Below are 5985 nucleotides of genomic sequence, written 5' to 3'. Positions count from 1 at the left end.
ATGTATATCGTTGGCAGAAGAAATTATTTAGACCAATTATCAAAAGCTTCATTGATGACTTTATTCTCGATAAAAATCATCTGCTACCACAGAGAATCTTTAAATAATAGTGCGTAAGTCCTATAATATTAAAAATAAATTTGATGCACCTAAGAATGGTGAAATTCTTATCACAGCAGTTGGTACTATAGCGAATACTTATCTGATTAATACAAATTATGATTTTTATTTTAAAGATGGAAATTTAATTTGGCTTAAAGAAATTAAAGCTAATCCTAAATTTTTAATGATTATGTTGGATGCTTTTAAAAAAGATGTTGTAGGAAGTGCTATTGGATCAACACAGAAAGCTTTAACTATTACGAATTTGAATAAGCTAATTATTAAAGTCCCCTGCATAGAAGAACAAACCAAAATCGCCAACTTCCTAACTGCCATTGATCAAAAAATTGAAGTCGTTGCACAGCAAATTGCACAAACTAAACAATGGAAAAAAGGCTTGTTACAGCAAATGTTTGTCTGATTGTTTATAGGGTTTCATAAAATTCCTACATTTATTCAAATGTGGGAATTTTTTTATTTAAGAAAGTATTGAAGGATTCCTAAAAGAAAAAACAGTGATCTGTATCATCAGTTTAGATGTTTATTTGATGAATTTAAAAGATTGAAAAATATAATAAATCTATTAGAATCAAAAGATATACATACCAATAGTTAAAAACTGAGCAGTATTATAAATGTCGACCCAAAAAGAACTTGAACTCGAAAACCAATTTATAGAGCACTTAACAACTTTAGGGTACGAACGTGTTCAGTATAGAAACGAAACAGCCTTACTCGCAAACTTAAAAAATCAAATAGAAAAATTTAACGCACTGACTGCACCACTCACACATGAGCAATGGGAACAGGTGTGGAATTACCTGAGCAGCGAACATACGATTTTCGGCAAAGCCAAACTTTTACGTGGTTCATATCAGCTTAAACATGAGGACGGTACGACCCAAACACTGCGCTTTTTAAGTGACGATGCAGAAAAAAATATTTTTCAAGTGACCAACCAAGTGACTGTTCAATATGGCGATGACGGTACAGAAACCAGCCGTTTTGATGTCACGCTATTGATCAACGGTTTTCCATTAGTACAAGTTGAACTTAAACGCAGTGGCGTAGAAATCGCACAGGCGTTTCACCAAGTGCATAACTACAGTAAAGACGCCTATACATCTGGACAAGGTCTGTTTGGATACATCCAGCTCTTTGTCATTAGTAACCGTGTAAATTGCTTATATTATTCACATGGTACGCCACTGTTTGATTTTACATTTCCGTGGGCAGATGAAAGCAACAAAGCTATTAATGACTTGAGTAAATTTACCGAAGCATTTTTAAACGCCGCACATATTACGAAAATGATCAGTAAATACATCGTTCAGCATCAAACAAATGAATGCTTAATGGTGCTACGACCTTATCAAGTCTATGCAGTTGAAAACATGATTCAGCATGTGAAAACCTCAACCGATCATGCCTATATTTGGCATACAACGGGTTCGGGGAAAACACTCACGGCATTTAAAGCCAGTGAAATCATGCGTCAGTTGCCAGAAATAGAAAAAGTAATTTTTGTTGTGGACCGAAAAGACCTAGATAATCAAACCACTAAAGAGTTTAATGCCTTTGTTCCCGACTGCGTAGACCAAACGACCAACACCAAAACATTGGTCGAACAGCTCATCGGTAAACGGCTGAATTCACGAAAAAATGAAAGCAATATACTCACAGATAAATTGGTCGTGACGACTATTCAAAAGCTGAATAACGCAATTATACTCCCTAAATTCAGAGAATTGATCGCCGATTTGGCAGATAAAAAAGTCGTATTTATTTTTGATGAATGCCACCGCAGTCAATTTGGTGATACTCACCAAAATATCAAACGCTTCTTTAAACAGGCGCAAATGTTCGGTTTTACAGGCACGCCTATTTTTCCTGTGAACTGTCAAAGCATTGGTGGCGTGAAATACACCACAGAATATCTATTCCCTAAACGACTGCATAAATATGTGATTGTCGATGCGATAGCAGATAAAAATGTTTTACCATTTCAAATTGATTACGTAGGACAATTTACCGCTCATCAGGTGAATGCAGGTGATGAAAAAATACAAGGCATCGATACTAAAGAACTGTATGACAACCCTGAGCGCTTAGAAAAAATTGTACGTTATATTTTAAAAAATCATGACAAAAAAACGGCAAAACGCGAATTTTGTTCAATGTTTTGTGTCAGCTCAGTAGATGTCCTGCTTCAATATTATGCAATATTTGCCAAAGTCCAAGCAGAGTTGGTTGCAGAAGCGGACAAGAAGGAAGAAATTTATACCCCTTTAGTGATTGGTACGATTTTTTCTTTTGGAGCACAGGATACGACAAACGACGCCAATGACTCTGCAACAGGCACGATTTCTGAAGAAGAACTAGAACAGCCGAGTCAAGTTGATATGGGGCGTAAAGCGCAACTTGAACGGATCATTGCAGAATTTAATACGCGCCATCTGACTAGCTATAACTGTGACGAAGGATTTTATGAATATTATAAAAATCTAGGTGATCGAGTTAAGTACTTCAAAGTACCTAAACCACCTAAAGAAGTTGGGGAGCTTAAAGGGCCACCAATTGACTTGCTGTTGGTGGTGAATATGTTCCTGACAGGTTTTGACTCATTGCCACTTAATACGATTTATGTCGACAAGAACTTAAAATATCACGGATTAATTCAGGCTTTTTCGCGTACAAACCGTATTTATAAGCCAACAAAAGCTTTTGGCAATGTCGTGTGTTTTAGAAATTTAAAGCAGGCAACAGATAAAGCTCTTTCTACTTTTGCAGACGACCAAAATTTTGAGCAAGTGATTGTGCCACCGTTGGATCAACAATTAGCAGAATTTAATAAGTGTGTTAGTGAATTAAGAAAAATAACACCTGAGTGTCAGTCAGTAGATGATCTAAAACTCGAAAGTCAGCAGTTGCAGTTTATTCAAGCTTTTCGTGATGTGATTCGTCTACATTCACAACTGAAAATGTATACAGACTTTGATGTTGATAACGCAGTTATAGTGCCGCAAGAACTTGAAGACTATAAATCTAAATATAAAGATTTATATGACAGAATAAATAAAGGTACAGCAGTTGAAAAAGATTCAGTGCTACGTGACGTGAATTTTGCTTTAGATTTTATTATTAGTGATTATGTAAATCAGGATTATATTTATACATTATTAAATATGATTGCTGCTGCGCCACCGTCCTCGATTCAAAGAGCGAAACAGCAGCAACAACTCCAATCTTTACTCAGTAATGACCGAAAAATGTATAAAAAAATGGATTTGATTCAGAAATTTATTGATGAACAAATACCACGAATGCTGAATGGCCAAAGTGTTCAAGATGCATTTAAGCAGTTTTGGGATGCAGAAAAACAGCAAGCCTATGATGTCTTTTGTAAAGATGAAAATCTTGTGATTGATGAATTTAAAAAAGTGGTTCAACGATTTGATTTTACTGAACGTTTTCCGCACGCACATGAAATTCGTCCATTGCCCAAAAATAAGCCTTCAGCACTGGTGAGTAAAGTCTATTTTGAGGGATTGCATCAGAAAACCAATGCGATTTTAGAAAAATATGATTTACGGATTTAAACGTTAAGCTAAGTTATGAAAAATATTTGCTTAAAAGGAGGATTCTTTTTTTATGGAATTTAAGAACCTTATCCTGTTTATTCAATAATTGTATGATTAAATTTCTTAGAATAAATATGATTTAAAAACAAATCACAAAGTGAGGCGAAAATTAAATTTCGCGCCAAACTTCATTCTTATCTTTCAATGAAATCACAAAGTTAAATTTGTCATCATTACTTACCAAAAGGCCTTCTGGCGTTTGCATAATCACTTTTAGAACGGTACCAGTTTCAAAAACCAAAGGACTGCAATTTTCTTTATTTAATGTAATTGGTTTGAGTAATTCAACAATTGCACTTTCCATTTTACTTCCCCAAGCATAGGTTGTTAATTGAACTTAGCATATTATTGGTGAAGAAACATGTTTTGTAAATGACGTGAGCTACATCGCAGAAAATATTTTAGAGAATTCCATAACTTAAGTTTAAATAATGGTTAAATAAATTATGGTTTTTTAATCTATTGATATCAAAAATAATTTTAAAATATGACAATCTTTTTAACTGTAATTATATGTCCTAAGATGCGTCTTTTGTTCCACAAACAATGACCAGATCATCAAAAGGGCATGATTAATAATGAATTTAAGGTGAACTTCAGTTTTCATGCTTAAGCTAACAGAATGATGTGTCGTCTTGTATTTGATTGTTAAATTTCAGATTAAACAGCGTTAAATATTCAATCTGAACAAGAAAATTAATGAAATAAAACTTATCATCAGCAACTCAAACTAAAAACAAAGATTCAGGGAAATGTAGGACTAATGTTTAAATCTTTTTTTCCAAATCCAAAATGGTTTTTTGGATCATTCCTTATATGGTTCGTGATCAATATTGTCTTGTGGTATAGCGGTGGCAATAGTTGGGGTACGATTTTTGGTTTACCTGCAAATTATCATCAAGCAGAGCTGCCTATTGGTATTAGCCGATTTTGGAGTCCCAAATTTTTATGGTTCTATGTTTGGTTTTTTGTAGCAACGGCGCTTTTTGCAGCCTTTTGGAAGATCAAATCAGATAATCCTTGGCAGCGATGGTCAGTGTGGGGAACCGCACTTATTCTATTTAATGTTTGGTTTAGTGTGGAATGTAATGTCGTGATCAATGCTTGGTATAACCCATTCTATGACCTGATCCAGAAAATGCTTTCAGGTGGTGGGGGCGAAGTGACGATGCTATATTCTGAGATACTGACTTTTCTCTATGTGGCCATGGTGTATGTCACACTGGCGGTATTGAACCTGTTTTTCGTCAGTCATTATGTTTTTCGTTGGCGTACCGCAATGAATGACTTTTATACTGCGCATTGGGAAAAACTGAGAACCATCGAAGGTGCCTCACAGCGTATTCAAGAAGACACGATGCGTTTTGCGAGAACCACAGAAGGACTTGGGGTTAGCTTAGTTGAATCGGTGATGACCTTAATTGCATTTCTACCTGTGCTGCTAACTTTATCAACACATGTAAAGAAATTACCTGTCGTGGGGGAAATCGCCTATGCATTGGTTTGGGCGGCAGTCCTTTGGGCGGTTTTAGGGACGGTTATTTTAATGCTGGTGGGTTATAAACTACCGGGTTTGGAGTTTAATAATCAAAAAGTCGAAGCGGCATATCGTAAAGAGTTAGTTTATGGTGAAGATCATGCAGATCGAGCAGACCCTTTCACATTAAAAGAATTATTTACTAAAGTTCGTTTTAATTATTTTAGACTGTATTTCCACTACGCTTATTTCAATCTGGTTCGTATTTGGTACATGCAACTGGATAATATTTATGGATATTTTATTTTGTTTCCAAGTATTGCTGCGGGAACAATTACGCTCGGTATATTAATGCAAATTTTAAATGTCTTTGGGCGTGTACGTGATTCCTTCCAATACCTGATTTCCTCATGGACAACCATTATCGAATTAATGTCTATTTATAAGCGTTTAAGAGCATTTGAAGAAAAAATTAACAATTGAGTTTATAAATTTAAAAAAAACCTGCAATAAAATGCAGGTTTTTTTATGACATTAATTTTAAGTTAATATATTCAAATAAAATCAATAGATTAACATTTTTAGATGAGCTGTTTTTTTTACTCGATTCCATATTGTCGCTCGAATCCTAGATAAGCCGTAAGCGTCCGCTGAACCCCATGCCTATTTTTTAATTCGATTTAGGTTTCCAGCGGTGTGGTAGCAATTCTTCAATCTGAGTCACTTTATGTGTCGGCAACCTTTTCAGCACATCACTTAAATAGG

General features: G+C 35.1%; 5 protein-coding genes and 1 pseudogene. 4 read left to right on the top strand and 2 right to left on the bottom strand.

The genetic code is table 11. The features are described from left to right. The 3 genes and pseudogenes from FTT98_RS17120 to FTT98_RS17110 form a co-directional block, all read left to right on the top strand. A pseudogene (locus FTT98_RS17120) lies at window positions 1–107 on the top strand (IS701 family transposase); the annotation flags it as partial. 2 nt (window positions 108–109) lie between these two features. Continuing rightward, window positions 110–523: a restriction endonuclease subunit S gene (locus tag FTT98_RS18215; RefSeq protein ID WP_373685152.1), complete on the top strand. Its 414-nt coding sequence runs from the start codon at window positions 110–112 to the stop codon at window positions 521–523. Window positions 524–737: 214 nt separating this feature from the next. Further along, complete coding sequence (locus FTT98_RS17110) at window positions 738–3701, top strand: type I restriction endonuclease subunit R (RefSeq protein ID WP_180177596.1); 2964 nt, start codon at window positions 738–740, stop codon at window positions 3699–3701. A 151-nt stretch (window positions 3702–3852) separates the two neighbouring features. Here the strand turns inward: FTT98_RS17110 and FTT98_RS17105 are convergent, their stop codons facing one another. Beyond that, window positions 3853–4047, bottom strand: coding sequence for a hypothetical protein (locus FTT98_RS17105; protein ID WP_180004283.1), 195 nt, complete (start codon window positions 4045–4047; stop codon window positions 3853–3855). Between the two features lie 459 nt (window positions 4048–4506). On the opposite strand from FTT98_RS17105, the gene sbmA reads away from it, so the two are divergent. Continuing rightward, on the top strand, window positions 4507–5703 hold the full coding sequence (gene sbmA, locus FTT98_RS17100; RefSeq protein WP_180040430.1) for a peptide antibiotic transporter SbmA: 1197 nt from the start codon (window positions 4507–4509) through the stop codon (window positions 5701–5703). A gap of 187 nt (window positions 5704–5890) precedes the next feature. Here the strand turns inward: sbmA and FTT98_RS17095 are convergent. Further along, the coding region (locus FTT98_RS17095) for a transposase domain-containing protein (RefSeq protein ID WP_179993438.1) at window positions 5891–5985 on the bottom strand (95 nt) is incomplete at its 5' end.

Origin of the sequence: Acinetobacter sp. YH12039 (genome assembly GCF_013420015.1) — a bacterium.
GTDB classification, from domain to species: domain Bacteria; phylum Pseudomonadota; class Gammaproteobacteria; order Pseudomonadales; family Moraxellaceae; genus Acinetobacter; species Acinetobacter amyesii.
Note: the sequence above shows the minus strand (reverse complement) of the source record. Positions and strands in the feature narration are given on the sequence as shown.

Bases quoted from the DNA above. Each gene is read 5' to 3' on its own strand.
- FTT98_RS17110 (WP_180177596.1), top strand. From the start codon at position 738: ATGTCGACCCAAAAAGAACTTGAACTCGAAAACCAATTTATAGAGCAC.
- FTT98_RS17105 (WP_180004283.1), bottom strand. From the start codon at position 4,047: ATGGAAAGTGCAATTGTTGAATTACTCAAACCAATTACATTAAATAAA.
- sbmA (WP_180040430.1), top strand. From the start codon at position 4,507: ATGTTTAAATCTTTTTTTCCAAATCCAAAATGGTTTTTTGGATCATTC.